27 protein-coding genes are annotated in these 25833 nt (G+C 29.5%); 22 read left to right on the forward strand and 5 right to left on the reverse strand.

Annotated features, from left to right (window positions below):
• Nucleotides 1–4 precede the first annotated feature (4 nt).
• From BLS77_RS01865 to folK, 3 genes are all read left to right on the forward strand, one after another.
• Complete coding sequence (locus BLS77_RS01865; protein ID WP_089965232.1) at nucleotides 5–478, forward strand: HD domain-containing protein; 474 nt, start codon at nucleotides 5–7, stop codon at nucleotides 476–478.
• Nucleotides 479–583: 105 nt separating this feature from the next.
• Nucleotides 584–1393, forward strand: coding sequence for a dihydropteroate synthase (gene folP, locus BLS77_RS01870; RefSeq protein WP_089965235.1), 810 nt, complete (start codon nucleotides 584–586; stop codon nucleotides 1391–1393).
• Between the two features lie 12 nt (nucleotides 1394–1405).
• The gene (gene folK, locus BLS77_RS01875; protein ID WP_089965237.1) at nucleotides 1406–2221 is read left to right on the forward strand and encodes a 2-amino-4-hydroxy-6-hydroxymethyldihydropteridine diphosphokinase; all 816 of its coding nucleotides are present in this window, start codon (nucleotides 1406–1408) and stop codon (nucleotides 2219–2221) included.
• 166 nt (nucleotides 2222–2387) lie between these two features.
• On the opposite strand, the gene BLS77_RS01880 is transcribed toward folK, so the two are convergent.
• Nucleotides 2388–2876, reverse strand: coding sequence for a DUF4883 family protein (locus tag BLS77_RS01880; RefSeq protein WP_089965238.1), 489 nt, complete (start codon nucleotides 2874–2876; stop codon nucleotides 2388–2390).
• Between the two features lie 208 nt (nucleotides 2877–3084).
• On the opposite strand from BLS77_RS01880, the gene BLS77_RS01885 reads away from it, so the two are divergent.
• From BLS77_RS01885 to gshAB, 6 genes are all read left to right on the forward strand, one after another.
• Entirely contained in the window at nucleotides 3085–3525 is a 441-nt protein-coding gene (locus BLS77_RS01885; protein ID WP_089965240.1) for a hypothetical protein, read from the forward strand.
• Between the two features lie 195 nt (nucleotides 3526–3720).
• Nucleotides 3721–4758 (forward strand): pyruvate kinase, encoded by a 1038-nt coding sequence (locus tag BLS77_RS01890; RefSeq protein WP_089965242.1) that lies wholly within the window; start codon nucleotides 3721–3723, stop codon nucleotides 4756–4758.
• Between the two features lie 90 nt (nucleotides 4759–4848).
• Nucleotides 4849–5622, forward strand: a complete 774-nt coding sequence (locus tag BLS77_RS01895) for a response regulator (RefSeq protein ID WP_089965243.1) — start codon at nucleotides 4849–4851, stop codon at nucleotides 5620–5622.
• 910 nt (nucleotides 5623–6532) lie between these two features.
• Nucleotides 6533–6805, forward strand: a complete 273-nt coding sequence (locus BLS77_RS01900; protein WP_089965245.1) for an ArsR/SmtB family transcription factor — start codon at nucleotides 6533–6535, stop codon at nucleotides 6803–6805.
• Between the two features lie 2 nt (nucleotides 6806–6807).
• Nucleotides 6808–8136, forward strand: coding sequence for an MATE family efflux transporter (locus BLS77_RS01905; protein ID WP_089965247.1), 1329 nt, complete (start codon nucleotides 6808–6810; stop codon nucleotides 8134–8136).
• Nucleotides 8120–10426, forward strand: coding sequence for a bifunctional glutamate--cysteine ligase GshA/glutathione synthetase GshB (gene gshAB / locus BLS77_RS01910; RefSeq protein ID WP_089965248.1), 2307 nt, complete (start codon nucleotides 8120–8122; stop codon nucleotides 10424–10426). Before BLS77_RS01905 ends, gshAB begins: the two co-directional genes overlap by 17 nt.
• A gap of 156 nt (nucleotides 10427–10582) precedes the next feature.
• Here gshAB and BLS77_RS01915 read toward each other — a convergent pair whose 3' ends face one another.
• On the reverse strand, nucleotides 10583–11161 hold the full coding sequence (locus tag BLS77_RS01915) for a hypothetical protein (RefSeq protein WP_089965250.1): 579 nt from the start codon (nucleotides 11159–11161) through the stop codon (nucleotides 10583–10585).
• A 262-nt stretch (nucleotides 11162–11423) separates the two neighbouring features.
• On the opposite strand from BLS77_RS01915, the gene BLS77_RS01920 reads away from it, so the two are divergent.
• Together BLS77_RS01920 and BLS77_RS01925 are read left to right on the forward strand one after the other, a co-directional pair.
• Nucleotides 11424–11771 (forward strand): DUF5658 family protein, encoded by a 348-nt coding sequence (locus BLS77_RS01920; protein WP_089965252.1) that lies wholly within the window; start codon nucleotides 11424–11426, stop codon nucleotides 11769–11771.
• Nucleotides 11772–11940: 169 nt separating this feature from the next.
• A complete protein-coding gene (locus BLS77_RS01925) occupies nucleotides 11941–12234 on the forward strand; it encodes a hypothetical protein (protein WP_089965254.1) in 294 nt (97 codons plus the stop codon).
• Between the two features lie 166 nt (nucleotides 12235–12400).
• On the opposite strand, the gene BLS77_RS01930 is transcribed toward BLS77_RS01925, so the two are convergent.
• The 3 genes from BLS77_RS01930 to BLS77_RS01940 form a co-directional block, all read right to left on the reverse strand.
• Nucleotides 12401–12862, reverse strand: a complete 462-nt coding sequence (locus BLS77_RS01930; protein WP_089965255.1) for a hypothetical protein — start codon at nucleotides 12860–12862, stop codon at nucleotides 12401–12403.
• Between the two features lie 203 nt (nucleotides 12863–13065).
• Nucleotides 13066–14493, reverse strand: a complete 1428-nt coding sequence (locus BLS77_RS01935; protein ID WP_089965257.1) for a sensor histidine kinase — start codon at nucleotides 14491–14493, stop codon at nucleotides 13066–13068.
• The gene (locus tag BLS77_RS01940) at nucleotides 14486–15178 is read right to left on the reverse strand and encodes a response regulator transcription factor (RefSeq protein WP_089965258.1); all 693 of its coding nucleotides are present in this window, start codon (nucleotides 15176–15178) and stop codon (nucleotides 14486–14488) included. Before BLS77_RS01940 ends, BLS77_RS01935 begins: the two co-directional genes overlap by 8 nt.
• Nucleotides 15179–15416: 238 nt before the next feature.
• On the opposite strand from BLS77_RS01940, the gene BLS77_RS01945 reads away from it, so the two are divergent.
• The 11 genes from BLS77_RS01945 (at nucleotide 15417) to BLS77_RS01995 (ending at nucleotide 25738) form a co-directional block, all read left to right on the forward strand.
• A complete protein-coding gene (locus BLS77_RS01945; protein WP_089965260.1) occupies nucleotides 15417–16649 on the forward strand; it encodes a sensor histidine kinase in 1233 nt (410 codons plus the stop codon).
• A gap of 21 nt (nucleotides 16650–16670) precedes the next feature.
• On the forward strand, nucleotides 16671–17420 hold the full coding sequence (locus tag BLS77_RS01950) for a response regulator transcription factor (RefSeq protein ID WP_089965262.1): 750 nt from the start codon (nucleotides 16671–16673) through the stop codon (nucleotides 17418–17420).
• 296 nt (nucleotides 17421–17716) lie between these two features.
• Nucleotides 17717–19381 (forward strand): propanediol/glycerol family dehydratase large subunit, encoded by a 1665-nt coding sequence (locus tag BLS77_RS01955; protein ID WP_089965263.1) that lies wholly within the window; start codon nucleotides 17717–17719, stop codon nucleotides 19379–19381.
• A gap of 8 nt (nucleotides 19382–19389) precedes the next feature.
• Nucleotides 19390–19974, forward strand: coding sequence for a propanediol/glycerol family dehydratase medium subunit (locus BLS77_RS01960; RefSeq protein ID WP_341423394.1), 585 nt, complete (start codon nucleotides 19390–19392; stop codon nucleotides 19972–19974).
• A gap of 22 nt (nucleotides 19975–19996) precedes the next feature.
• Entirely contained in the window at nucleotides 19997–20419 is a 423-nt protein-coding gene (locus BLS77_RS01965) for a diol dehydratase small subunit (RefSeq protein WP_089965267.1), read from the forward strand.
• Between the two features lie 34 nt (nucleotides 20420–20453).
• Nucleotides 20454–22292 (forward strand): diol dehydratase reactivase subunit alpha, encoded by a 1839-nt coding sequence (locus BLS77_RS01970; RefSeq protein WP_089965269.1) that lies wholly within the window; start codon nucleotides 20454–20456, stop codon nucleotides 22290–22292.
• On the forward strand, nucleotides 22292–22651 hold the full coding sequence (locus tag BLS77_RS01975; protein ID WP_089965270.1) for a glycerol dehydratase reactivase beta/small subunit family protein: 360 nt from the start codon (nucleotides 22292–22294) through the stop codon (nucleotides 22649–22651). The genes BLS77_RS01970 and BLS77_RS01975 overlap by 1 nt, the downstream gene beginning before the upstream one ends.
• A 21-nt stretch (nucleotides 22652–22672) precedes the next feature.
• Nucleotides 22673–23191, forward strand: a complete 519-nt coding sequence (locus BLS77_RS01980; RefSeq protein WP_089965272.1) for a cob(I)yrinic acid a,c-diamide adenosyltransferase — start codon at nucleotides 22673–22675, stop codon at nucleotides 23189–23191.
• A 12-nt stretch (nucleotides 23192–23203) separates the two neighbouring features.
• The gene (locus BLS77_RS01985; protein WP_089965273.1) at nucleotides 23204–23629 is read left to right on the forward strand and encodes a GlcG/HbpS family heme-binding protein; all 426 of its coding nucleotides are present in this window, start codon (nucleotides 23204–23206) and stop codon (nucleotides 23627–23629) included.
• Between the two features lie 59 nt (nucleotides 23630–23688).
• Entirely contained in the window at nucleotides 23689–24846 is a 1158-nt protein-coding gene (locus tag BLS77_RS01990; RefSeq protein WP_089965274.1) for an iron-containing alcohol dehydrogenase, read from the forward strand.
• Nucleotides 24847–25033: 187 nt separating this feature from the next.
• Nucleotides 25034–25738: an MIP/aquaporin family protein gene (locus tag BLS77_RS01995; RefSeq protein ID WP_167867512.1), complete on the forward strand. Its 705-nt coding sequence runs from the start codon at nucleotides 25034–25036 to the stop codon at nucleotides 25736–25738.
• Nucleotides 25739–25833 lie beyond the last annotated feature (95 nt).

A 25833-nucleotide genomic window follows, 5' to 3' on the forward strand; every position in this document is an offset into this window, starting at 1 on the left:
CACTTTGGAAAGAGTAAATAAAATTTTGTATAATAAGAAATATAAAGACCTTTTAAATAAACTTAATGAAATTGAAAAAGAAAGAGTTTTTTGCAAACATAATATGGAACATTTCTTAGATGTAGCAAGAATAGCTTATATAAAAGTTTTAGAGGAAGGTTTAAATTATAATAAAGAAGTGATATATGCTATAGCTTTATTACATGATATGGGAAGAGTTCTTCAATATGAAAATGGAACTCCTCATGAGATGGGATCTATAACTATAGCAAAAGATATTTTAGACGAAATAGATTTTTCTTTGGAAGAAAAGGAATTGATAATAGAATCTATTAAAGACCACAGGGGAGAAGGGTCTTCGCAACTTTCGAAAATAATATCTAAAAGTGATAAACTTTCAAGAAAATGTTTTATATGTGATTCACAAAAAGATTGTTATTGGGATAAAAGCAAAAAAAACATGGAGATTATAATTTAGGGAGATGAGTAGTTATTTATTTGGAGATAATTAAAAAAGAGTAGCATATTAATTAGTTATTTTAAAGAATTAAGTGACTAGTAAAATAGAGTCTTAGGAGGAAATATGAAAATAGGAAATAAGGAATTTAAAATAGGGGAAAGAACTTTTGTAATGGGAATTTTAAATGTAACTCCAGATTCATTTTCTGATGGAGGGGAATTTAATGAAATAGAATTAGCTGTAAATAGAGCTAAAAAAATGGTAGAAGAAGGCGTTGATATTATTGATATTGGTGGTGAATCTACAAGGCCAAATGCAGCATTTGTATCAGAAGAAGAGGAAATAAGACGAGTTGTTCCAATAATTAAAGCTATAAAAGAAGCTATGGATATAACTATTTCAATAGATACATATAAAAGCAAAACAGCAGAGGCTGCGATAAAAGCTGGAGCAGATATAATAAATGATGTATGGGGATTTAAAAAAGATAATAATATGGCGTGCATTGCAAATAAATACAAAGTTCCTTGTATATTAATGCATAACAGAATTAATAAGCCTTATAAAGATTTAATGAAAGATGTTATTTCAGACTTAGAAGAAAGTATAAAAATAGCCTTAGATGCAGGGGTGAAAAGAGAAAACATAATGTTAGATCCAGGTATAGGTTTCGTAAAAACCCATGAAGAAAACCTAATTGTTATGAATAATCTAGAAACTATTGTGAAAATGGGGTATCCTGTGCTACTAGGTACTTCAAGAAAATCTATGATTGGGCTCGCTTTAAATTTACCAGCAAATGAAAGGGTTGAAGGAACAGTTGCTACAACTGTAATGGGGATAATTAAGGGTTGTGATTTTATAAGAGTGCATGATGTTTTAGAAAATAAAAGAGCTTGTATAATGACAGATACAATATTAAGAGCAAAGTAGGGAGAAAGAGTTATGGATAAATTATATTTAGAAAATATAGAGATTTTTGCTTATCATGGAGTATTTCAAGAAGAAAAAACATTAGGGCAAAAATTTATAATAAGTTTAGAATTAACATTAGATATGAGAGAAGCTGCCATCACTGGAGATCTAACTAAATCAGTTCATTATGGAGAGCTTTGTCATAAAATAGAAGAAGAATTTAAAAAAGAAAGCTATGATTTAATAGAAACAGCAGTAGAAAAAATAGCTGAATATATACTTTTCAATTATGATATGGTTAAATGCGCTAAAGTGATGTTAAAGAAGCCTTGGGCACCAATAGGAAGACATTTAGATTATGCAGCAGTAGAAATTGAAAGAGCTTGGCATAAATGTTATATTTCAATAGGAAGCAACATTGGTGATAAAAATAGAAATATAGAAGAATCCATTAACAGAATTAGAAATATAAAAGAAATAAGAGTTTCAAAAGTTTCAACATTAATAGAAACAGCACCCTGGGGAATTGAAGATCAAGATGAATTTGTAAATGGAGCTATAGAGATATCAACAACACTATCACCTAAGGAACTTATGAGAACACTACTTAAAATAGAAGCGGAAATGAAAAGAGAAAGACTTTTAAGATGGGGACCTAGAATAATAGATTTAGATGTGGTTCTTTATGATGATTTAATTTCTAGTGATGAAGAAATAATATTACCTCATCCAAGAATGGAAGAAAGAATTTTTGTGCTTGAACCATTAAATGAAATAGCACCATACATGTTGCACCCAATAAAAAATAAAAGAGTATTTGAACTTTTAAGTGAACTTAAAGGTTAATAGTTATAAGGCAGAGGAACTTAGAAAAAATATAAATTGATAAAAATAAAAATAAATAGAGAGAAGTTGGTTACGTTAGGTGACTCAATTTTCAATAGCAATTTAATGCTAGAGGATAACTGAGGTACATAATTAGATCAAAGTCTCTCTATTTTTATTTGGATTTTTAACCCTCATAGCCTTGTGATATTTTAGTTATAAATTCGCAAAATTTATAAATGTTATAATAATCAGGAACATCTTCCATAGAAATTGTATCCTCTGGGAAGGTTCCATCCCATGGATATACAGATAGCTCTTTTTCATTATAGGCATTTATAACATATTTAGAATCTTTAAATTCAATTATTAATTTATATCGAGGCTCTAACTTAGAATCTATTTCAATATTGAAATTTGGGTCTTTCAAATTTTCTATAAATTCAAGAACAATACTATGCTCACGGGTGTTTACATTAAAATATTTATATACATTCATATCAAATATTTTTAATGTATAGGGTTCATCTTTAGATAATTTACTATAAATTTCCCCAGTATAAAAATGAGTATTTGGTTTGGTTTTTAGTGATATGTACTCAGGGTTTTGAGTTACTGTGCATCCAGGTATAATACAAATAATCATTAAAATTAAAATCAATTTTAAGTATCTCATAATAATCCTCCAATTATAAAAAAGTTCTTTATTAATTTATTCTAAGTAATATTTTTTTAGAACAAATTAAGAAATTAAGAATAAAATGTAATTATCAAGTGAATCTTAGTTTGCGGTGGAGTTTACTAAAGAATAATATATCCCTCTAGCTAAATATTAGAAGGATTTATAACTTGGAGTATAAATAATTTTTCTTGGAGGGGAACTTTTGAAGTTTGGAGTTGACGTAAACAACGAATACATGTGCAAAAGAGTGTTAGAAAAAATAAAAGACAGTGGTAATATAATTGTAGATTTAACAGTGGAAAAGTGGCAAAACAAAGGTCAGGAAGTATTTAAAAAAGTATTACTTGCAAATATCACTAATATTGGCTTTTATATTGGAATAGAATATAATAAAAATCATGAAGAATGTAAAATATTTTATAGCGATAATGAATACTCTAAAACTTGTAGCTTTAAAGTAAAGGAAAGTTTAAGTGGTGAAATTCAAAATATAACTTGCGAGGATGGGACTTATTTATATTTAATAAAGAATATGAATTCACCAGGAGTTTATATAAAAATTCCTTTAAAAGAAAATGATGAAGACAATATTAAAATAGTAGACAATATTATAAAACAAATAATAGATGATCTTAGCAAATAACTCCCTAAAATTATTAGGGAGTTATTTTTGATTTAGGGATATAAAAATAGACTAGCACATTGATTATTTACTTTTTGAAGTTTCAATATATAAGGAATCATAAAATAAATAAAAAATAAGTTATCTATCAATGTAATAATTTTATGATTTATTAAATAAAGATAATATAAGTTAGCAATTTAAGGAGTTCAAAAAATGCATATTATAGCAACGATAGGCCCTAAATCTATGGAGAGACATGTATTGAAAGAATTTATAGAAAGTGGCGCAGACATATTTAGATTAAATTGTTCTCATTTTAATGAGGATGAATTTAATAAGATAGTTAATTATGCAAGGGATATTAATAAAGATATAAATATAGTAGCAGATTTATGTGGGAAAAAAATTAGAATTTCAGAGGATCTTACTAAGGTTTATAAAATATTTGATGGAGAATATGTTTATTTTTGTGGAGAGGACTTTTATAGCATAATAGAAACAGAAAGTATGAATGATATGAAATTAATTCCGTTAACAGTAAAGGCAGAATCATTAATAAATAGTGATATAAAGAATATATCACTTAAAGATAATACAATGAATTTTGAAATAATAGAAAAGAAACAAGGTGTAATAAAAGCAAAAGTGATTAGTGGAGGTGTTATTCGAGGGGGAAAAGGATGTAATATTCCAGAACTAGATAAAAGTGATGTGTTCTTAACAAATAAAGATAAAGCTGATATAGATTGGGCTTTAAGTAAAGGTATAGATATTATTTGTCAATCATATGTGGATGATAAAAGTGATATTGATATAGTAAATAAATATATAAAGTCTAAGATTGGTAAGAGTAATAAATATAAAAAACCTAAAATATGGGCTAAGGTAGAAACTCAATTAGGAATGGAAAATTTAAATTCTATATCAAATAGAGTAGATGGAATAGTTATAGGTCGAGGTGATTTAGTGCCTGAATGTGGAATGCTAAATTCTATAGAATTACAAAATGAGGCTATAACTGATTTGGTGCATAAGGGGTCGCCGGTTATTATTGCAACTCATTTGTTAAATAGCATGAAAAATGGAGATAGACCAACACTGCCTGAAATAGAAAGTATCTATACATTTGTAAAATCAGGAGTTTCAGGGTTTATGCTAGCAGGAGAAACATCTATAGGAAGAACTCCAACAAAGACTATAAAATTTTTAAAGGAAGTGATTAGTAGGTATGAAAAAATAGAAGGGGAATAGCATAGAAAAAAATAATTAGTGTTACTATAAAGAAATATTCTAATAATACGATAGTATATGTATACCAAAAAGGATAAAGGGGAGAAAAATATGTATACTGTTTTACACGTAGAACAAAGTGAATTCTTCTTAAGAATAGGAAAAAATATAATCGAAGAAAAAAATTATAGATATATAGCTACTAATGATATTAATGAAGCTAGTAGTATATTAAGAAATAATAAAGTGGACCTTGTAATAACATGCTTATATCCAGAGGGTGGAAATATAGAAAATTTTATAAAAGAGGTAAATAGTAAATATGAAGTACCTATATTTGTAGTTACAAGTAATAATATAGATGCTCAAAAGAAAGATTTAATTAATTTAGGAGTAACTGAATATATTCTTAAAAATGATTTTGAAGATGAGATAGGAAAACATATAAATTATGTGTTTCAATATGATCAATATATGAATGACCTAAGAGAAGTAAAAATAGCTGTAGTAGAAGACAGTATGTTTGAAAGAGAAAGACAAAAAGAAATATTTGATAAACATGAGATTGAAAATGTAGATTTTTACGAATCTGGTAGAGAACTTGTAAATAGTGGGAGAGTATATAATATATATTTAATTGATATTATATTGAAAGATGAATTTGGAAAAGATCTAATAAGAAATTTAAGAATTAATAATATAGAAGCAATAATATTAGCAGTAACAGCACTAGATAATTCTAAGACATTAGCTAGTATTTTAGATGTTGGAGCAAATGATATTATAAGCAAGCCTATTAATGAAAATTTATTTATAGCAAAATTAAAATCAAACATTAGAGTATATACTTTAAATAAGAAAATACAGATGATGTTAGAGAAGTAGAACTATAATACAAATTATTATAATTTTTGTGACATAACTGACACAAAGTTAAGGTATTATATGATTGTTGAGAAATTTTACATTACAATCCTTCTTTTTAATATTATATAAAAGACATCTTCAAATTAGAAGATGTCTTTTTTATTTTCTTTAAGCTTTCTTAATGTATAAAAAAATACATGGGTATCATATTAGACGTAATCATAATTAGTGACTTAAATAATTGATATGATGATTATGGAGCGCTATAGGAAACGATATAGAGTCTTTCTAATATTATAGAATTAATCGAAAAGCAAATAAAAGCGAAAATTATTTTATAATATTTAAAATAATTATAAAAACGTTAAAAAAAAATACAAAGTAATGAAAAGAAGTATAATAACAAAAAGAAAAATAAAAAATATTATAAAACAACTTGCAATATGTCGAATAATAGTTTAATATAGTAATTGTAAGAAGTACATAGGTGTTAAACAGAGCACAGTTACAACTTGCAAGTTAGTAATAACTAACAATTAGTTTAGATAGAACCCCAAATAACTTTTGAAAATACATATTCCCCATAAGTATTTTCACACTCATACCCTTTTTTTTAACAGAGCGTACTTGGTACGCTCTGTTTTGTTATAAAGAAAAATAAATTATTTATATAATCTAATTAATAACAAATACTTAGTTAATAAGGATATAATTTAAGAAATTTAAAAAATGAAAAGTAAAGATGCAATTTATGAACAAAATAGACTAGTATATATATATAGTGATTTTTTGAAAAAAATATTATATATATTGATAAATGTATATGTAATGAAAATAAAATTGTTTAAATTAAAGAATAAACTTGAATATATATAGATGGTATTGTATATTTAATTAAAACACCTTTATCAAAGGAGGGAAAGTTACTATGAAATATGAAGATAATGCAAAAATATTTAAAGCTTTAAGTGATACAAATAGACTTCAAATAGTTCAATTATTATCTTGCGAAGAAAAATGTGGTTGTGAATTGTTAGAAAGCTTTAAGTTTACACAGCCAACATTATCTCATCACATGAAGGTTTTAATTGAAAGTGGCTTAGTGAACACTAGAAAAGAAGGTACTTGGAATCACTATAGCTTAAATAATATAAATGCAAATAGATTAGTATTATTTTTGATGAATATAGTAACTAATTAATTATGGAAAAAATAGATTTAACTAAAGGAAAGGTTTTAAAAGTTTTAACTGCATTGGCATTACCTATAATTGGAAGTTCAATTTTGCAATTTACTTATAATTTAGTAGATATGCTATGGGTTGGAAGACTTGGGAGTAATGCTGTTGCAAGCATTGGTTCATCAAGTTTTTTTATAGGGCTTGGTTATTCAATTAGTGCATTAGTGGTTACTGGAACAGGTATAAAAGTAGCTCATGCAATTGGAAAAAAGAATGAGGATGAGATAAAAGCATATATAAATGCAGGGTTAATTTTAAATACAGTAATAGCATTAATTTATGCCTTATCACTTATTCTTATTGGAAAGAATCTTATAGGAATTTTAAATTTAGATAATGCAATTGTAGAGAAGGATGCGTATTTATATTTGGCTGTTAGTGGACCTATGATGTTTTTTTCGTTTTTTAATATTTTATATATAAGAATATTGAATAGTTTTGGAAATAATAAAAGTGCTTTAAAAATAAGCGCAATTGGAATAATAATAAACATAATATTAGATCCTATATTTATTTATGGATTTAAATGGGGAGTTATTGGAGCTGCAGTTACAACTTTAATTTCTAATTTGTTTATGTTTATAATGTTTCATCTTAAATTTAATAATATGTTTAAAATTAATCTAAAAGATGGAATAGATTATAATAAAATTAAAGAAATTGCCAGGTTAGGATTACCAATGTCTTTTCAAAGGGTATTATTTACTTTAGTAAATATAGCGTTAGCAAGATTAATAGCAAAATTTGGAGCCGAAGCAATTGCAGCACAAAAAATAGGTTTGCAAATAGAATCAGTAGTTTATATGGTCATTGGTGGATTAAATGGAGCAATATCAAGCTTTGTAGGCCAAAATTTTGGGGCTAAAAAATATAAAAGAATTAATGAAGGATACAATACAGCCTTAGTTATTGGTATTATATATGCTTCAATTACAACTGTAATATTCATATTTACTCCAGAATTATTAGTTAAAATATTTATAAGAGAGGAATCTACAATAGTAATGGCTAGCAACTATTTAAGAATAATTGGAGTTTCTCAAATATTTTGCACAATAGAAATGATTTCAAATGGAATGTTTACGGGGCTTGGCATGCCAAAAATACCAGCAATTATAAGTATTGTATTCACATTGATTAGGATACCTTTAGCATTAGTTTTAACAAGGTATTTAGGCATAAGTGGAATATGGTGGAGTATATCAATTTCGAGCATATGTAAAGGAGTTTTAGTTTATTTAATTTATAAACTAAAAATTTGGAAGGATGATGAAAATGTTACATGTTCTTAAGACATTTAGAGAAAATAAAGAAATATTAAAAGGGACTTTTGGAGTAGAACGTGAAGGTTTAAGAGTAGATTTATGTGGAAACTTATCAGAGACTAAACATCCTAAACTATTTGGAGAGAAACTTTCTAATCCTTATATAACAACAGATTTTTCGGAAAGTCAGGTAGAGCTTATAACTCCTACTTTTAATAGTTTAGAGGAAGTTTATGATTTTTTAAATTCTCTTTATAATATTACAGCATTAGAGCTTGAAGATGAATATCTTTGGCCTCAATCAATGCCTTGTAATATACCAGATGATGAAAATATACCAATTGCAGATTTTTCAGGGGAAAAGGAAGGGGAAAAAGCCAGAGATTATAGAGAGAAACTTCACAAAAAATATGGTGGGAAAAAGCAATTAATATCAGGTATTCATTATAACTTTTCCTTTAATGAAAAAATAATAAGACATTTATATGACAGCGAAAATACTAATGAAAGTTATAAAGCGTTTAGAGATAATATTTATTTAAAGGTAGTAAGAAACTATCTTAGATATAGGTGGTTTCTTATTTATATTTTAGGTGGAACTGCTGTTATTCATGAAAGTTATGCAAAAGAATGTGTGAAAAAGTTACAAGAAATTTCAACAGGAAGCTTTACAAGTGAAGGTGCTTTATCCTATAGAAATAGTGAGTGTGGTTATAGAAATCATATAGATCTATTTCCAAACTACAGTACTGTTAATGAATATGTAAATAGTATAAAAACCTTTGTTAATGATGATGTAATAGAAAGTCATAAGGAGCTTTATAGCCAAATAAGATTAAAAGCTAGGGATAATAATGATTTTTTAAATTCCTTATCAAAAGATGGTATAGATTATTTAGAAATTAGAAGTACAGATATAAATCCTTTTGACAAGGCTGGCATAAGCCTTGAAGATTTAAAATTTATAAATATATTTACTATATTCTTATTAACAGAAGAAGAGAATAATTATAGCCCGTGGCAAGAAGAAGCACTATATAATCAAAATATCATAGCGAGATTTGGTCAGCAAAATGTAATGCTTAGAAATAATGGAGATCAAATTCTTAAAGAAAAATGGGCATTAAATATATTAAATAAAATTGAAGAAATAAATAAGGAATTAAACCTAGATCATGAAAATATTATTGGAAATGTTAAAGCTAGAGTTTTAGATCCAAGGTTAACATATGCTTATAGGATTTCTGAAATGGTTAAAGAAAATGGATATATAAATGGTCATTTAGAATTAGCTAAAAAGTATAAAAAGGAAGCTTATAAAGATAGGTTCAAATTATATGGCTATGAGGATTTGGAACTTTCTACACAAATTTTAATGAAGGAAGCTATTAAAAGAGGGATAAAGGTTGAGTTAATAGATAGAAGTGAAAATTTCATTTCTCTTTCTGCTAATAATAAAGTAGAGTATGTGAAAGAGGCAACAAAAACATCAAAGGATAACTATGTTAGTGTTTTAATGATGGAGAATAAAGTTGTTACAAAAAAAATTCTGAAAGAAAATAATATAAATGTACCTAGGGGAGAGGAGTATACTTCTTTTGAAGAAGGAAGAAGAAATGCTAGAGAATTTTCAGGTAAACCAATAGTTATTAAACCAAAATCAACAAATTTTGGAATCGGAATAAGTATTTTTTCAAAAGGAGCAGATGAAGAGGATATAATAGATGCTTTGAAAATAGCTTTTAAATATGATAATACAGTTTTAGTGGAAGAATTTATTAAGGGAAAAGAATATAGGTTTTTAGTTATAGGGGATGAAGTTGTTGGGATACTTCATAGAGTTCCAGCTAATGTACTGGGAAATGGAAAAAACACTATAGAAGAATTAGTTAAAATTAAAAATCAAAGCGTTCTTAGAGGAAAGGGTTATAAAACGCCATTAGAAAAAATAGATTTAGATGAAAATGCAAAACTTTTCTTAAAGCAAAAAGGTTTAAAATTCAATTATATTCCTAAGTTAAATGAAGTTGTATATTTAAGAGAAAACTCAAATATAAGCACTGGTGGAGATAGTATTGATTATACAGATGAAATACCTAAAAGGTTTTTTGATATTGCAATAGAAGCTGCAAAAGCCTTAAAAGTAAATATTTGTGGAGTTGATATGATTATTGAAGACTATAAAGAGGAAAATTCAAATTATGGAATAATTGAATTGAATTTTAATCCTGCAATACATATTCATTCTTATCCATACAAGGGAAAAGAACGAAATGTAGCAGAAGCTTTGCTAAAGGTATTGGAATTAATAAAGTAAATAAGATTTTTAAAAAAGGTACTTAGCAAAAATGCTAAGTACCTTTTTTACTGAAGTAATATAATGGAGAAAATACAACAATACTGATCTATTAGTTATTTACAGATACATTAATAAGGTGTGAGATAGTAAACTCATATTTTATTAATGTTGAAATTATTTTTTGAAAATATCTAAAATATAAGATTTAAATTCTTCGAAGGTTCCCTGAGCAATAGATGCACCTTTATTAATCTTTTGGCTGTTGAAGTTGTATTCCGCAGAACCATAATTTAATCTTGGGCTTAAAATAGTAATACTAGAATCTGTGATTCTATAGATTCCACTAGATTCCACAACTTCTTTGCAGAGCTCTATAAAACTTACACAAGTTTCAATATTTCCATTTGATGCTATGGTTAAAATAAAGTGGAAGAAATCAAATCCACCTCGAAGTCCTATCATTTCACCTTTGGAAAGGTAAAATACTTTTCCGGTAGTATAGAAATACTTCATTGGTCCGAAAGTGATAGTCTTATAATCATTGTTAATTTCTAACCCGTTGTCTTTATATCCTAGAATGCTTTTTTCAATACTTTCCCAACTTTTTGTTTCAGAAGTTGCAGAGGTAGTTGCAATTATTTGTTTGAATTGATAAACTGCATTGTCAAAATCTGTTCCTGTTTTTATAATTGATTCATTTAAGGTTAAATTGAATTCGCCATTTTCATATGTTAAAGCTATTTTATTATTCATATTAATCTCCTTTCACACTGATATAATAATAATTATTATATCATAATAAATTTTATTTATATAGTGAATATTGATTTGCTTTTATAATATTGAATAGTTATTTATTTTACGGTTCATTATATAAAAATGAATAAATAATCTATATAGAGGAACAATAATAACAAAAATAAATTATGTAAATATTATACAATGGAGGGATTTTAAAGCTATGTTAATTACAAAATGAAAAATAATATTTATGTAGAGACAGGAGATGGAGATCATGGTGAAATTTATAAAAGATTCTAGTTATAAAAATATACGAAAGAAATTTATTTTGCTTTATAGTTTAAACATATTCGATATTATATTTACATTGCTACTATTACAAACAGGCTTATTTAGGGAATTTAATGGGATTATGGCACAAGTGGTTGAAAACCCGATACTTTCTTTAGGTTTAAAGGTAGTATTGGTTGGAGCTTTCGTATTTATAATATGTAAACGAATGGTAAGTGCTACAGAAAAGCAGTTAAGGACATCTAATGTAATTATAAGTGGAGCAGTAGCTGTTTATGGAATAATAAATTTACTACATATCTCATATACCTTTATATACCTAAGTATATAAAGGTATAAAGAATATAGAAATAAATATTTAAACATAATTATATAGGGTTGTTAATGGATTGTGTTTTAGGATATACTTAGAGTGTATAAAATAAGGTGGATATTTAAAGCTTTATATTTATTAGGTAGAAGAGAAATTTTAATATATAAGAAACGAAGGAGAATTTAAAATGGATTTAAAGAAGGCATTAAATAGCGTAGGGAAAGGTAGTTTTATAAAATTTTATTATGAATATAAAGCATATGCAGATGCACCCAGTGAAGCGAAAAAACAAGAACTTGGAAAGAAACTATTAGAAAAGAATCCAAATGCTAAAGCAATAGAAGGGCAGTTTATTAGAATAGATTATGCAACTAGCATATTTAATAATAAAATGGAAAAAGAAGCTTTGACTCAAATTCTAGAATCAAATGTTTCAGATATAATTAAGGAAAGAACTAGAGAATTAAGAGGTAGAATATAAAAAAAATATATATTAGGTATAGTTGAAAAAAGATAAGAAAACTCACTTGTTATTTATTTGGATATGCCTTACATAAAATACGAGCAGATAACTCAAAATCATTGTAGTTATCTGCTTCTATTAAGTTAAAATTTATTTGCTTTGAAATTGAATAGTAAGATCTATTTTATAAGCCAGTACCTTGACCATGTCCAGCACCGCCATTACCTTTATGTTCTCCATTGCCAGCTTTTCCGTTAGAACCGAAACCGGCCCCCATACCTTTACCGATTTTTGATGTGCCTGTTCCGTCACATGTAGCTTGTTTCTCAATAATAGCAGCAATTATTTCATCTGCCTTATCTTGTGTGATTGTGCCAGCGGCTACCTGTGCGTTTAGTTTATCCTTTTTCATTTCAAGCTTTTCAGCTTTGAATTCTTCAAGTTTACCTGCCTCTTTTGCAATTGCACCATAATTCTTTCCTGTTTCTGATTTTTCAGCAGTAACGCTCTCGACTGTTTTTCCTGTAATTCCTGCAACTGCCTCAGCTGGAGTTTTGTAGTTTGAAGCCGCAAATGCGGTTACAGATGTTGTACCTATTGTAAATAGAATTGTTCCTAATGCTATAGCTTTTTTTAAATTTGTCATTTTAAATGACCTCCTTAATAATTTAATTTGATTTTGTTTTTTAGAATTTATTTTCTGGTATATTTATATAATAGCTTATGGTTATGGCGAAACTGTGTTTTAAGTTTTATGTTTTTATGACATTTTAGAATTGGAAAAACATAAATTTATCACATAAAAAAAGGTTATTTCATTTCAAATACAAAATGAAATAACCTGCTATATCACATCTGGAATATAAACATTGCACCATGGCCCTCATCACTTTGTGCAGTTAATTTTATCTTGTGTCTATCAGCTATTTGTTTTGCTATTGCAAGCCCAAGACCTGTACCTGTTTTATTTTGCTCTGAGCGAGATTTATAAAATCTATCAAAAATATAAGGCAAATCCTCATCGGGAATACCTATACCAAAGTCGCGAATAGAGATGGTTTTATTTTTAAAGAGAACTTCGACAGTAGCATTTTCAGGTGAAAACTTAATAGCATTATCAAGCACAATCATAAGCATTTGACGAAGCCTACCATAATCACCATTTATAATACAGCTTTCATTATCTTTATATACATTAATTTTTATGCCTTTGTTGTCTTTAATATGGGATGCACTTCTTATAGCATCATCTATGACATCGCAGATAGAAATTTCTTGCTTATCAATAACAAAGTCTGGATTTTGTAGCTTTGATAGATCAAGTAAATCACCTACAAGTCTCTGCAGAAATAGCGTTTCCTTTAGCATTTGATTATGATAGTTCTCTATTTGTATTGGATCGGTAACTATTTTTTCAACTAGTGCTTCAAGTGAACCTCTCATAACAGTAATTGGAGTTCTAAGCTCGTGAGATATATTAGATACAAAATCCTTTCGCATTTGTTCTAATCCTTCACTTTGGCGACTTGCCATGTCTAAACGGTTAGCTAAAATGTCCATTGTATCAGAAAGCTCTCCAATTTCATCATTTTGATTTATATTATTTTTTGCTGTATAGTCACCACTTGCAAGTTGCAATGCAGTGTTTTTCATTTTTCTAAGGGGTTTTGTAAAAGTAATAGAAAATCCGATAGATAATAAAAAGGCAAGGGTTAGGGAAACTAAAATACTAATTGATAGTACTGTAAATCCTTGAGATACAGCTGCATTTATACCATTCACAGGAGAATGAAGTAACACAACACCAATTATCTTATTGTTGCTATTTTTAATTGGGGTACCAACTGTTAATGTAAGCTCAGACAAAATATTACTAAACTCTTCGCTAAAAGCAGTCCGGTCTGAAAAAACCTCTTTAATAAGAGTATCTGCATTTTCTGGGAGATCAGAATAATTATATTTATTACTAATCATACCTTTTTTTGTGCCACCTGTAATAAGATTTAAGTCCTCATCCACAATCCAAACATCAGTTCCAGCAATGTCACCTATAAACCTCATATAGGCACCATAACCACCCATACTATTTCCTTTATCCATATATCCAGAGAGGGTGGTTGCTATAGATGTTGCACGAGTAGCTAATTCGTTCTTGTGTATTGCTATTGTATGATTTTTAAATAAAACCATAAAAATACTACCAATTATTATTGAAAAAACAAGTAGTGCAATTGCAAAATAACTACTTAATTTCAGTGCTATCTTATTCTTAAACATCTGATAATACCTCTAGTTTGTAGCCAACTCCCCATATTGTTTTTATATCCCAAGTTTTATGTTCAAATTCATCTAGCTTTGCACGAAGTCTTTTAATATGACTATCTACAGTTCGATTATCACCTAAATAATCATATCCCCATAGGCTACTTAGTAAATTATCACGTGAAAAAACTTTGTTTTTGTTTGTGGCAAGTGTCCATAAAATCTCAATTTCCTTTTTGGTTAAAGAAATATCTATATTATTAATTGATATGATGTAATCAGCAAGATTTATTTTTAAATTATCAAACTCAAAAGTTTGTAATGGTTTTTCATCATCACGGCTAATTCTACGTAAAATAGCCCTTACTCTTGCCATAACCTCACTAGGAGAAAATGGCTTTACAATATAATCATCAGCACCAATATCAAGACCCATAATTTTTTCGAAATCCTCACCTCTTGCAGTTACCATAATCACAGGAACGTTGGAGATTTTACGAATATCTCTACAAACATCAAAACCGTCTTTTTTTGGCATCATAACATCAAGTAAAACTACGTCAGGCTTTTCTTCTATAAATTTGGTGATAGCCTCTAAACCATCAAGAGCTATTATGGGGGCATATCCCTGACTTTTTGAATATTCTTCTAAAATAGATGTGATCTGTTTATTATCATCAGCTATTAGTATTTTTATCATAGTGGCACCTCCTTTTTGGAACTATTGTACCATGAATTTATGGCGAATTTATGTTTTAAGATGAATTTTTTTGAATCAATTTTAAATGGTCAAAAAAGTATGGAATATGTCGATTTAAAGTTAATATACTCGAAATATTTTTAAAAAATAGTGAATTGCAATTTACATAAGAGTAATAATATAATAGAATTAAATAAATCAATTGAAGTTTATGGTAATAATGATGGGGGTTGAGAAATTGAAAAAGAAATTATATTTGAAAGATGTTATTGATATAAATGCTTTTCAAAAAATACAAGATGATATATCAAATGCTACAGAAATGTCTATAATAACTGTTAACTATAAAGGTAAGCCTGAGACTAGGCATAGTAACTGTAGTGAGTTTTGTAAGATTATGAGGGCAAGTGATTTATATTCTAAGTTATGCGAAAGATGTGATTCACGTGGTGGGTTAGAAGCAGATAGACTAAAAAAGCCTTATATATATATATGTCATAAAGGTTTAATAGATTTTGCTACTCCTATTATTGTTGATGGACAGTATTTAGGTTCAGTAATGGCAGGTCAGGTATTGATGAGCAATGATACTATAGATTTAGAGAATATAGTACATGTGAAAAATGATTTTGATGATTTGGAAAAAAGTGAAAAGGAAAAATTATCAAATGCTTATAGCAAATTACCAGTAGTTAGTTTTGAAAAAATACAGTCAGTAGCACAAATGATGTTTCATATAAGCAATTATATTGTAGAAGAAGCTGTAGCTAAAATGGTTCAAATGGAACTTGATGAAAAAAAAGTAAAAATTGCAGAAGCACAGAAAGCACAGGCAGAACTAGAGAAAGAATATAAATCTTCTCAATTAAAAGCTTTGCAGTCACAGATAAATCCACATTTTCTATTTAATGTGTTGAATAGTATTTCATCACTTGCTATATTTGAGGAAGCTCCAAAAACCCAAGAGGTTATATATGATTTATCTAACATGTTAAGATACACTTTGAAAAGAGCTGATAAAATAGTTTCTTTAGAGGAGGAATTTGATTATATAACTTCATATTTAAATCTTCAAAAAGTCAGATTTTCAGATAGATTAAACTATGAGATTAACATAGATACCCAGTTTAAAAATATAAAAATACCCTTTATGGTTCTTCAAAATTTTGTGGAAAACTCTGTTATACACGGAATTGAGACTAAAGAAGAGGGCGGGTATATAAAGATTTATGTAGAGGATGAAGTTGAATCTGTAATAATATATATTGAAGATAACGGAATAGGTATAAATAAAGATCAACTTAATGAAATGCAAAAAGAGCTGCAGATAAAAAATGATAATAATTTAGATAAAATAGGTATAAATAATGCTAATAAAAGGATGGCTTATTATTATGGAGATAAATATAAAATAGATATAACTAGTAAAATAAGAGTTGGGACTTTAGTTAAAATAACTATTTTGAAATAAGGGTAGGTAGGAGTTGTGTAAATGTTTAAGATAATGATTGTAGATGATGAGATTTTGGAGAGGCAAGCTTTGAAAATGATTATAAATAATTCTGAATGTGGAAAAGTTGTAGCTGAAGCCTGTAATGGGAGGGAAGCTATAGAATTAGATAGAAAATTTAATCCGGATATTATAATTATGGATGTTAAAATGCCAGGAATAGATGGAATGAAAGCATCGGAAATAATAAAAGAACAAAATTCAAATAAAATTATAATAATGATTACAGCTTATGATGATTTTGAATTAGTACATAAAGCACTGGTCCTTGGAGTAGATGATTATATACTAAAACCAATAAAACCAAGTGAATTAATGAATGTTTTAAACAAATTCTTTGTTAATTTTAAAATTAACAAAGAATTTTGCGCAGAAAAACTAGTTAATGATGGTAAAGAAATACCTATTAAAGCAGCTATAGAATATATACATGATAATTTAACGGGAAATATAACTTTAGAGAAAACGGCTTCAATTTGTAATTTAAGTCCTTGTTATTTTAGTAAAGTCTTTAAGAAAGAAGTTGGAGTTACTTTTGTTTCATATGTTAATGATATTAAAATAAATAAGGCGAAAGAAATGTTGGAAAATAAGGATATACCAGTGCTTAACGTAGCTTTAGATTTGGGATTTGAGGATTGTGGATATTTTATAAGAGTATTTAAAAAATCTCAAGGAGTTACACCAAAGAAGTATAGGGAAGCATACAGAGAAGAAAATAGAGAAATATAAAGTGTAATAAGTTACTTTATTGACAATTTTCAGTTAATTGTTAATAAAAGTAGCTTATTTTTATGCTATAAATAGAAATAAAATAGGAGTTTTTTAATAATCAAACAAGAAAGTTCGATTATATTGATATAAAATAAACAATATAATGCAAGAACAACACAAGAATTTGTAATGGAATTTAGAAGGATCTATATTATAATTTAGATATTGATAAAAACATAACAAAAGTAAAAATATTTTTCAAAAGTTATGTAGAAAGTTATATTTAAAGTTATATTGAAAGGGAGGAAAAGTACGTGAAATCAAAAAGATTTGAAGCTTTAGCAAAACGTCCTGTAAATCAAGATGGGCTTATTGGAGAATGGCCAGAAGAGGGTTTAATCGCAATGAACAGTCCAAATGACCCTAAGCCTTCAATAAAAATTGAAAATGGAATAATAGTGGAGTTAGATAATAAAAAAAGAGACGAATTTGATATGATAGATACATTCATAGCTAATTATGCAATTAATATAGAAAAGGCAGAAGAGGCTATGAAGTTAGATTCAGTAGAAATAGCAAAAAAACTTGTAGATATAAATGTTAGTCGTGATGAAATAGTTGATATAACAACAGCTATAACACCAGCTAAAATAGTTGAGGTTGTATCACATATGAATGTTGTTGAAATGATGATGTCAATGCAAAAGGTGAGAGCTAGAAAAACACCTTCTAATCAATGTCATGTTACAAATTTAAAGGATAATCCAGTTCAAATTGCTGCAGATGCAGCAGAAGCTGGAATAAGAGGTTTCTCAGAACAAGAAACTACAGTGGCTATAGTTAGATATGCACCATTTAATGCATTAGCATTATTAGTAGGTTCACAAGTAGGTCGTGGAGGTATATTAACTCAATGTTCAGTTGAGGAGGCTACAGAACTTGACCTTGGTATGAGAGGACTTACAAGTTATGCAGAAACAGTTTCAGTATATGGAACAGAAGCCGTATTTACAGATGGAGATGATACTCCATGGTCAAAAGGGTTCTTAGCATCAGCTTATGCCTCAAGAGGTCTTAAAATGAGATTTACTTCAGGTACAGGTTCAGAAGCGTTAATGGGATATTCAGAAGGCAAGTCAATGCTTTACCTAGAAGCTAGATGCATATATATAACTAAAGGAGCTGGAGTTCAAGGACTTCAAAATGGCGCAGTTAGTTGTATAGGAATGACTGGAGCTGTTCCATCAGGAATAAGAGCAGTATTAGCAGAAAACTTAATAGCAGCAATGCTTGATATAGAAGTTGCATCAGGAAATGACCAAACATTCTCACATTCAGATATAAGAAGAACAGCAAGAACATTAATGCAAATGTTACCAGGAACAGATTTTATATTCTCAGGATATAGTGCAGTTCCAAATTACGATAACATGTTTGCAGGTTCAAACTTTGATGCAGAAGATTTTGATGATTATAACATTCTTCAAAGAGATTTAATGGTAGATGGTGGATTAAGACCAGTATCAGAAGAAGAAACAGTAGCAATTAGAAATAAGGCTGCAAAATCAATACAAGCAGTATTCAAAGCGCTTGGGTTACCAACTATAACTGATGAAGAAGTTGAAGCTGCAACTTACGCTCATGGAAGTAAAGATATGCCAGAAAGAAATATAGTTGAAGATTTAAAGGCAGCAGAAGAAATGCTTAAAAACAAAGTAACTGGATTAGATATAGTTAAAGCATTAAGCGTTAATGGATTTGATGATGTCGCAAATAACGTATTAAACATGCTTAAGCAAAGAGTAACTGGAGATTATCTGCAAACATCAGCTATATTAGATGATGAATTTAATGTAATAAGTGCAGTTAATGATAAAAATGATTATATGGGACCTGGAACAGGTTACAGAATGAGTGAAGAAAGATGGGAAGAAATAAAGAACATTCCTAATGTAATAAAACCAGAAGATATAAATTAAGGTCGGAGGTGAGCTATATGGAAAACACACCAAATCAATATGCTATAAAAGAGCTTGAGCTTACAGAGGTAGGCGAAGCAAAAATTGGAACAAAATCAGATGAAGTTGTTATAGGGTTAGCACCAGCTTTCCTTAAATTTCAAAATAAAACATTAGTAGGGTTATCACACAGTAAGATATTAACAGAGATAATAGCAGGAATAGAAGAAGAAGGTTTAAGTGCTCGTGTTGTTAGAGTAGTAAGAACATCAGATGTTTCATTTATATCAAATGATGCAGCGAAATTAAGTGGATCTGGAATAGGCATAGGGATTCAATCAAAAGGAACAACGGTTATTCACCAAAAGGATTTACTTCCTTTAAATAACTTAGAATTATTTCCCCAAGCACCACTTATAACACTAGATACTTATAGATTAATTGGAAAGAATGCAGCAAAATATGCTAAAAGAGAATCGCCAACACCGGTTCCAACAAAGAACGACCAAATGGTTAGACCTAAGTTTATGGCAATAGCTGCTTTATTCCACATAAAAGAAACTAAGCACGTAGTAGCTTATGCAAAACCTATAGAAATCGAAGTTAAATTTTAATTTATAAAGGAGAGTAATTTTTATGGAAAAAATAAAGATGAGTCCACAAGATTATCCATTAGCTACAAAAAGCCCTCAACATATAAAGACACCAACAGGGAAAAAGCTAGAAGATATAACTTTAGAAAATGTATTAAATGGAGAAATTAAGCCAGAAGATGTTAGAATATCACCTGAAACTTTAGAGATGCAAGCAGAGATTGCTGAAGGTATGAATAGAGATGCTATAGCTAGAAACTTTAGACGTGCTGCAGAACTTATAAATGTTCCAGATGATAGAATTCTTGAAATATATAATGCATTAAGACCATATCGTTCAACTAGAGAAGAACTTTTGTTAATAGCAAAAGAATTTGAAGAAGTTTACAACGCGAAAGTTAACGCAGATTTCATAAGAGAAGCTGTTGAGGTTTATGGAAAGAGAGAAAAATTAAGAAAAGAGTAGTTTAGATTTTAAGCTGTCTTAGGGAGGAAAACAAATGAAGATAATTGCAGGTGTAGACATTGGTAATGCTACAACGGAAGTAGCACTGGCAAAGGTTGAAAATGAAAAAATAGAGTTTCTTTCAAGTGGCATAGTTAAAACAACAGGAATAAAGGGCACGGAAGAAAACATAGAAGGAATATTTTCCTCTTTAAAACAGGCTTTAAATAAGGTAGATTTAAAATTGGAAGATTTAAACTTAGTAAGAATAAATGAAGCAGCGCCGGTTATAGGTGATGTTGCTATGGAAACTATTACTGAGACAATAATAACAGAATCTACAATGATTGGACATAATCCATCTACTCCAGGTGGCGTAGGTACTGGTATAGGAAAGACTATCTACATAGAAGATTTAGATAACTTAGATGTAGATAACCTTGAAGAAAATCAGTTTATTCCTTTAATTTTAAGTAGAGTTAGCTTCCTAGAGGCTGTAGCTAGAATTAATGCTGCAACTCAAAGAGGAATAAATATAACATCAGCAATAGTTCAAAGAGATGATGGGGTTTTAATTAATAATAGGTTAGAAAAGAAAATACCTATAGTTGATGAAGTAACCCTTTTAGAAAAAGTTCCAGTAGGAATGAGAGCAGCAGTAGAAGTTGCAGCCCAAGGTGATGTTGTTGAAACTTTATCAAATCCATATGGAATAGCAACAGTTTTTAATTTAACATCAGAAGAGACAAAAATGATAGTACCAATATCTAGAGCTTTAATAGGAAATAGATCTGCGGTGGTAATTAAAACTCCTAAAGGTGATGTTCAGGAGAAAAAAATACCAGTAGGTAAAATATATATAAACGGTTTGAAAAGAAAAGAAGTTGTAGATGTAGAATATGGTGCAGAAAAAATAATGGACGGTATTAATTTATGCGCTCCAATTGAAGATGTTAAGGGCGAAGCTGGCACTAATGCAGGTGGGATGTTAGAGAGAGTAAGACAAGTTATGGCAAATCTTACAAAACAAAAAATATCTGATATAACAATTCAAGATCTATTAGCAGTTGATACATCGATACCTCAAAAGGTAAAAGGTGGCGTTGCTGCAGAATTCTCAATGGAAAATGCAGTGGGAATAGCAGCAATGGTAAAAACTGATAAGCTTCAAATGCAGATGATAGCAGATAAATTAGAAATGCAATTAAATGTTCCAGTTGAAGTTGGTGGAGTCGAAGCTGATATGGCTATAAGAGGGGCATTAACAACACCGGGAAGTAGTACACCCCTTGCAATTTTAGATATGGGAGCTGGATCTACGGATGCATCTATAATAAATAAGCAAAGAGAAATTTCTTCAATTCATTTGGCAGGAGCAGGTAACATGGTAACTATGCTTATAAGGTCAGAACTAGGGTTAGAAGATTTTAATTTAGCTGAGGATATTAAAAAATATCCACTTGCAAAGGTAGAAAGCTTATTTCATATAAGACATGAAGATGGCAGTGTAGAATTTTTCGAAAAACAATTGGAGCCATCAGTATTTGCTAAGATTGTAATTATAAAAGATGGAATGCTTATTCCAATAGATGGACAAAATTCCTTGGAAAAAATCAGGAATATAAGAAGGGCTGCTAAGAAGAAGGTATTTGTAACTAACTGTCTAAGAGCATTAACAAGAGTATCACCTACAGGAAACATAAGAGATATTGAATTTGTTGTTTTAGTAGGAGGATCTTCCCTAGATTTCGAAGTCCCTCAATTAGTAACAGATGCTCTTGCTCAATATAGAGTAGTTGCAGGACGAGGAAACATAAGAAGCACAGAAGGGCCAAGAAATGCAGTAGCTACAGGTCTTGTACTAGCTTTAAATGGAAATGGAGTAGATAAGTAATGATAATGAGAAATTTAAAATACGACATGCCAAGTATATGTTTGTATTATTCTTCAAAATTAGAAGACTTAACTAGGATGAATGAAATTTTATGGGGAATAGAAGAAGAAGGAATACCTTGCCAGGTATTCTGCAAAGAAGATTCTCTAAGATCAGAAGAACTAAGTCATGTGGCTTCTCAAAATTCAAGACTATCAGTTGGAATTGGTATTGATGAAAATGTAAAAGTAACATTAACCTTAAATAAGCTAAACAAAGATGAACCATTGTTTGCGGCTAGTTTAGATGATGAAGAAAAAGTTCTAAGAGCTTTAGGTGCTAATGCAGGACGATTAGTCAAAGGAATTGCTTTTAAATAAAGTATAAGGAGTAGTTATATTATGAAAATTTACACTAAAACAGGTGATAAAGGAACTACTGCTTTATATGGAGGCAGTAGAGTAGACAAAGATAGTTTAAGAGTTGAGGCTTATGGAACTATAGATGAAGTTAATTCATTTATTGGTTTAGCTTATGTTGAAATTGAAGATAATGAAGAGAGAAAAGCACTTGAAGAAATACAAAGAAATTTATATATAGTAGGTGCACAGCTTGCTAGTGATGAAAAGGGAATTGAAAAATTAAAAGAAGTAATAACAGATGAAGATATAGAAAAATTGGAAGTTTTAATAGATAAATATATGGAGCTTGCAGGTCCTTTTAAAGGATTTGTTACCCCAGGAAAAAATAAACCATCTGCATTATTACATGTAGCAAGAACTGTTGCCAGAAGAGCTGAAAGAAGAATTGCTACTCTTTCTAAAGAAGAGGTTGTAGGTAATCAAGTTAAAATGTATATAAATCGTTTATCTGACTTTTTATACGCTATTGCAAGATATGAGGAAGAAAAAAATATTTAGGGGGATAAAATTATGAAGAAGTTAAATGAAATAAAACAATTAAGTTTAGAAATAGTTAAGGAAATGGCTAAAGCAGCTGAAAAAAAAGCAGCTAGCATAAATGTACCAGTAATTTTTGCAGCAGTAGATGCTGGAGCAAACTTAATGTTAATGCATAGAATGGAAGATGCTTTCATAACAAGCGTTGATATAGCAATAAACAAAGCTTATACAGCAGCATGTTTAAAGCAAGGAAGCCATGAAATAGCGGGATGCGTTCAACCAGGACAAAGCCTTTATGGGCTTCAACTTACAAATAATTGCAGAATAGTTCCATTTGGTGGAGGGCTACCAATAATAATTGATGGTCAAGTTGTAGGAGCAGTTGGAGTAAGTGGTGGAACTGTAGAAGAAGATATGAGCATAGCTCAAGCAGCAGTAGATGCTTTTAATAGGTAATAATTTAGATTTACATATTAGAAATTAAACAAATAAACAAAAAATAGGAGGAATTAACAATGAGAATGTATGATTATTTAGTACCAAGTGTTAACTTTATGGGCGCTGGATGCGTAAAATTAGTTGGAGAAAGATGTGAAATATTAGGTGGTAAAAAAGCTCTAATAGTAACAGATAAATTTTTAAGAAGTATGGAAGGCGGAGCAGTTGAATTAACTGTTAAGTCATTAACAGAATCAGGAATAGAAGTTGCATATTATGATGGAGTAGAACCAAATCCAAAAGATACTAATGTTGCTGATGGATTAAAAGTATACCAAACTGAAAATTGTGACATGATAGTTACAGTTGGAGGAGGGAGCTCACATGATTGTGGTAAAGGTATTGGTATTGCAGCAACTCATGAAGGAGATCTTTATGAATATGCTGGAATAGAAACTTTAACAGTTGCACTTCCACCAATAGTTGCAGTTAATACTACAGCTGGAACAGCAAGTGAAATTACAAGACATTGTGTTATAACTAACACTAAAACAAAAGTTAAATATGTTATAGTTAGCTGGAGAAACTTACCTTTAGTTTCATTCAACGATCCAATGTTAATGGTTAAAAAACCTGCTGGTTTAACAGCTGCTACAGGAATGGATGCTTTAACTCACGCTATTGAAGCATATGTATCAATAGATGCAAACCCTGTAACAGATGCCGCTGCTATTCAAGCTATAAAATTAATATCAAATAACTTAAGACAAGCTGTTGCTTTTGGTGAAAACTTAGTAGCAAGAGAAAATATGGCATATGGTTCATTCTTAGCAGGTATGGCATTCAACAATGCTAACTTAGGATATGTTCATGCTATGGCTCACCAATTAGGTGGATTATACGATATGCCTCATGGAGTAGCTAATGCTATGCTTCTTCCACATGTTGAGAGATATAACTTAATATCAAACCCTGCTAAATTTGCTGATATAGCTGAGTTCATGGGAGAAAACATAGCTGGGTTATCAGTTATGGAAGCTGCTGAAAAATCTATTGAGGCTATGTTTAAACTTTCAAAAGAAATCGGAATTCCTTCAAGCTTAAAAGAAATGGGAATTAAAGAAGAAGATTTCGCATACATGGCTAAAATGGCATTAAAAGATGGAAATTCTTTCAGTAATCCAAGAAAAGGAAATGAAAAAGAAATAATGCAAATATTCAAAGCTGCGTTCTAATATTAGGACTAGTTGGATAAATTAACATATTATAAAATATAGGAACTCCTTTGTTTTAAAGGGGTTCCTTACTTGAAACTAGGTATCTGAAAAAAATAATAAACTAGGGTGAAAAATAAACGTTGCACTTTGATTTATTATTTTTTCAGGTGCCTTATAAAATGAAGGATGGTAAAGACTTATGAGTATGACAACGATTTTAGCAGAATTATTTGGAACTTTAATATTAGTACTATTAGGCGATGCAGTAGTTGCAAACGTAATACTTAACAAAACTAAAGGGAATAGCTCAGGTTGGATAGTTATTGCATCAGGATGGGCATTTGCTGTAGCAGTTCCAGTTTACATGTTTGGAAGCGTTAGTGGAGCACACTTTAACCCAGCAGTTACATTGGCGCTTGCAGTTGTTGGAAAATTTCCATGGGCAAATGTACCAATGTATTTAGTAGCTCAATTTGTTGGAGCATTTTTAGGAGCCGGACTAGTTCTTATTTCTTATTATAATCATTTTGAAGAAACAGAAGACAAAGCTACAAAACTAGGTGTGTTTTGTACATCTCCAGAAATAAGGAATCCAAAATTCAATTTTGCAACTGAATTTATAGGGACTTTTATATTTGTTTTTGCAATGCTAGGAATAACTGCACATCCTTTTGTTGAGGGGGTTCAACCCTTCGTAATAGGTGTATTAGTATGGGCTATAGGATTATCTTTAGGTGGGCCTACAGGTTATGCTATTAACCCCGCAAGAGACCTTGGACCAAGACTTATGCATTATTTATTACCTGTACCAAATAAGGGTGGTTCAGATTGGGGTTACGCATGGATACCAGTAGTAGCGCCAATACTTGGAGCAATATTAGGGGCTTTACTATATGTAAGTATATTTTAATATTAGAAATTGTAGAATAAATAATAAGTCAAAGCGCCTTAGTCTTGTTTGTACTAGATAAGGATAATGACTTATTATCTATAATTAAGGAACAA

This window comes from Clostridium gasigenes, assembly GCF_900104115.1.
Classification (GTDB): Bacteria; Bacillota; Clostridia; order Clostridiales; family Clostridiaceae; genus Clostridium; species Clostridium gasigenes.

Bases quoted from the DNA above. Each gene is read 5' to 3' on its own strand.
- folP (WP_089965235.1), top strand. From the start codon at position 584: ATGAAAATAGGAAATAAGGAATTTAAAATAGGGGAAAGAACTTTTGTA.
- folK (WP_089965237.1), top strand. From the start codon at position 1,406: ATGGATAAATTATATTTAGAAAATATAGAGATTTTTGCTTATCATGGA.
- BLS77_RS01880 (WP_089965238.1), bottom strand. From the start codon at position 2,876: ATGAGATACTTAAAATTGATTTTAATTTTAATGATTATTTGTATTATA.
- BLS77_RS01890 (WP_089965242.1), top strand. From the start codon at position 3,721: ATGCATATTATAGCAACGATAGGCCCTAAATCTATGGAGAGACATGTA.
- BLS77_RS01895 (WP_089965243.1), top strand. From the start codon at position 4,849: ATGTATACTGTTTTACACGTAGAACAAAGTGAATTCTTCTTAAGAATA.
- BLS77_RS01900 (WP_089965245.1), top strand. From the start codon at position 6,533: ATGAAATATGAAGATAATGCAAAAATATTTAAAGCTTTAAGTGATACA.
- BLS77_RS01905 (WP_089965247.1), top strand. From the start codon at position 6,808: ATGGAAAAAATAGATTTAACTAAAGGAAAGGTTTTAAAAGTTTTAACT.
- gshAB (WP_089965248.1), top strand. From the start codon at position 8,120: ATGTTACATGTTCTTAAGACATTTAGAGAAAATAAAGAAATATTAAAA.
- BLS77_RS01915 (WP_089965250.1), bottom strand. From the start codon at position 11,161: ATGAATAATAAAATAGCTTTAACATATGAAAATGGCGAATTCAATTTA.
- BLS77_RS01920 (WP_089965252.1), top strand. From the start codon at position 11,424: ATGGTGAAATTTATAAAAGATTCTAGTTATAAAAATATACGAAAGAAA.
- BLS77_RS01925 (WP_089965254.1), top strand. From the start codon at position 11,941: ATGGATTTAAAGAAGGCATTAAATAGCGTAGGGAAAGGTAGTTTTATA.
- BLS77_RS01930 (WP_089965255.1), bottom strand. From the start codon at position 12,862: ATGACAAATTTAAAAAAAGCTATAGCATTAGGAACAATTCTATTTACA.
- BLS77_RS01935 (WP_089965257.1), bottom strand. From the start codon at position 14,493: ATGTTTAAGAATAAGATAGCACTGAAATTAAGTAGTTATTTTGCAATT.
- BLS77_RS01940 (WP_089965258.1), bottom strand. From the start codon at position 15,178: ATGATAAAAATACTAATAGCTGATGATAATAAACAGATCACATCTATT.
- BLS77_RS01950 (WP_089965262.1), top strand. From the start codon at position 16,671: ATGTTTAAGATAATGATTGTAGATGATGAGATTTTGGAGAGGCAAGCT.
- BLS77_RS01965 (WP_089965267.1), top strand. From the start codon at position 19,997: ATGGAAAAAATAAAGATGAGTCCACAAGATTATCCATTAGCTACAAAA.
- BLS77_RS01970 (WP_089965269.1), top strand. From the start codon at position 20,454: ATGAAGATAATTGCAGGTGTAGACATTGGTAATGCTACAACGGAAGTA.
- BLS77_RS01975 (WP_089965270.1), top strand. From the start codon at position 22,292: ATGATAATGAGAAATTTAAAATACGACATGCCAAGTATATGTTTGTAT.
- BLS77_RS01980 (WP_089965272.1), top strand. From the start codon at position 22,673: ATGAAAATTTACACTAAAACAGGTGATAAAGGAACTACTGCTTTATAT.
- BLS77_RS01985 (WP_089965273.1), top strand. From the start codon at position 23,204: ATGAAGAAGTTAAATGAAATAAAACAATTAAGTTTAGAAATAGTTAAG.
- BLS77_RS01990 (WP_089965274.1), top strand. From the start codon at position 23,689: ATGAGAATGTATGATTATTTAGTACCAAGTGTTAACTTTATGGGCGCT.
- BLS77_RS01995 (WP_167867512.1), top strand. From the start codon at position 25,034: ATGACAACGATTTTAGCAGAATTATTTGGAACTTTAATATTAGTACTA.